General features: G+C 36.7%; 2 protein-coding genes. Both read left to right on the top strand.

What is annotated here, in order from left to right; genetic code table 11:
• The first annotated feature begins 138 nt into the window (after positions 1 to 138).
• A complete protein-coding gene (locus ACY65O_RS12940; protein WP_462221276.1) occupies positions 139 to 1,089 on the top strand; it encodes an isoaspartyl peptidase/L-asparaginase family protein in 951 nt (316 codons plus the stop codon).
• Between the two features lie 267 nt (positions 1,090 to 1,356).
• Entirely contained in the window at positions 1,357 to 2,040 is a 684-nt protein-coding gene (locus ACY65O_RS12935; RefSeq protein WP_462221275.1) for a 2-C-methyl-D-erythritol 4-phosphate cytidylyltransferase, read from the top strand.
• Positions 2,041 to 2,338 lie beyond the last annotated feature (298 nt).

Below are 2,338 nucleotides of genomic sequence, written 5' to 3'. Positions count from 1 at the left end.
CAATGGAATCAGATTAACAACTATTAAAAGATAATCGCTTATTGTTAGCTTACGTTTAAACATTGGCTTAAAATTGTAGAATTTTTGTGGCAGTAAATTAAATACTTTTGAGCAAACATTTAATACCCACTAACACGTATGCAAAAACTATCGATTGCTATTCATGGCGGCGCAGGAACTATTTTAAAAGAAGATATGACACCCGAACTGGAAGCCGCTTATTTAAAAGGACTGAACGAATCTTTAAATGCCGGCTATGCCGTTTTAGAAGAAGGCGGCACTGCAATAAATGCAGTAAAAGCGGCTATTGTAATTTTGGAAGATAACCTTATGTTTAATGCCGGCCGTGGCGCTGTATTTACAAAAAAAGGTGTACAGGAAATGGATGCAGCTATTATGAATGGAAAAGATTTAGCTGCAGGTGCGGTTGCTGCTGTACGTAATGTTCGCAACCCGATAGAACTTGCTGCAGAAGTAATGCTCAACAGCAATCATGTTTTTTTAAGTGGTAAAGGTGCAAACGATTTTGCTATTAAGCAGGGTATAAAATTAGAACCCGATGAATTTTTCTTTTCGCAATTTCGTTACGATCAATGGAAAGCAATAAGAGACAGCGATAATTATTCTCTCGATCACACACACCAGGGACTGGAAGAATTATTTAAAGATAAAAAATTTGGTACCGTTGGTGCAGTGGCCTGCGATGTGGATGGCAACATTGCTGCGGCTACCAGTACCGGTGGTATGACGAATAAAAAATATGGCCGCATTGGCGACAGTCCATTAATTGGCTGCGGCACTTATGCCAATAATAAAACCTGTGCTATCAGTTGTACCGGCCACGGTGAGCCGTTTATACGTGCCGTTGCTGCGTATGATGTAAGTTGTTTAATGGAATATAAAAGCATGAGTTTGCAGCAGGCTATGCATGAAGTGGTGATGAATAAATTACCACAGATGGACGGCGAAGGCGGAATGATTGGTGTTGATGCCGCAGGTAATGTTGCCATGGTGCTAAACAGCGCAGGTATGTACCGTGGTATGAGAAACAGTGATAATGAAAATTATGTAAAAATATATCACGATTAGTCCCTCTCTATCTCCACCGATGGGAGAGGAAATGTAGAAGACTGAATCGATAATTATGCTGTCATTTTTTTTAGCCCATCATTTCAAATACTATTTATCTTCATTGGTCTGGCCTAAGGCGAGACACTCTTGTGCATGATAACTTTATTCAGCTTTTATCTCAGCGTATTGGTAACCCAATTCTTTCAACCCTTATTTTGTTTTTGATTTAACTCCTGCTGTATCGTAATTTAGCATAATAATAAACTTAAAATATTTGTTTTTAAGATGGAAGATAAATTGCGATTAAAAAAAATTGCTGTAATTGTAGCCGGGGGAACCGGAACCAGGATGAATAACACCGTTCCAAAACAATTTTTATTATTAAAAGGTAAACCGGTTTTGTATTATACGATTGATACATTTTTAAAATCGTATGAGGACATGCAAATTATTTTGGTATTGCCCGAAGAACATGTAGCTGCAGGCCAGGAAATTATTGATGCATTTTTCAATTACAGCCGCATTACAATAACTGTTGGAGGAAGAACAAGATTTCATTCGGTACAAAACGGCTTAAGTTTAATTGAAGAGGAGAGTATTGTTTTTGTGCATGATGCAGTACGTTGCCTGTTAACGGTGGATTTAATTAAGCGTTGTTACAAAGCTGCTATTGAAAATGGAACTGCTATTCCTGTAATTGATTGTAAAGACAGCATTCGCCTTATTGCAGACGACCATAGCACAGCATTAGAAAGAAATAATATTAAACTGGTGCAAACGCCGCAAACATTTCACAGTAAAATTTTATTACCAGCATTCAATATAGATTATAAAGAAAAATTTACGGACGAGGCAACTGTTGCAGAAGCTTTTGGTTTAAAAGTAAATTTAATAGCGGGAGAGGAGAACAATATAAAAATTACCCGGCCATTAGATTTAATTGTAGCCGAATCGTTATTTGCTCAATAATAATTTTCATTGAAAGAAACTGTAAAAAATATTTTAAAAAAACTTGGCCTGTATTATTTTTTACAGTGCAACTATCGAAATATTTTGTCGAGTATAAAGCGGATAAATTATAAAATTCAATATGCAAAATATAGGGGAGCAGGCTTTGAATGTAATTGTTGCGGCGCAACGTACAACAAATTTGTTCCCGATTATCCAACGGCAGAAAATTCCCATGCAATAAATACAAATGAAGTAATTGCCGTCTATGGCGAAAAAATTTTATGACCGGCTTGTTTAAGCAATGCAAGAGAAAGAC

The organism is Ferruginibacter sp. (assembly GCF_031430955.1).
GTDB lineage: Bacteria > Bacteroidota > Bacteroidia > Chitinophagales > Chitinophagaceae > Ferruginibacter.
This window is presented reverse-complemented; position numbering and strand designations above follow the sequence as displayed.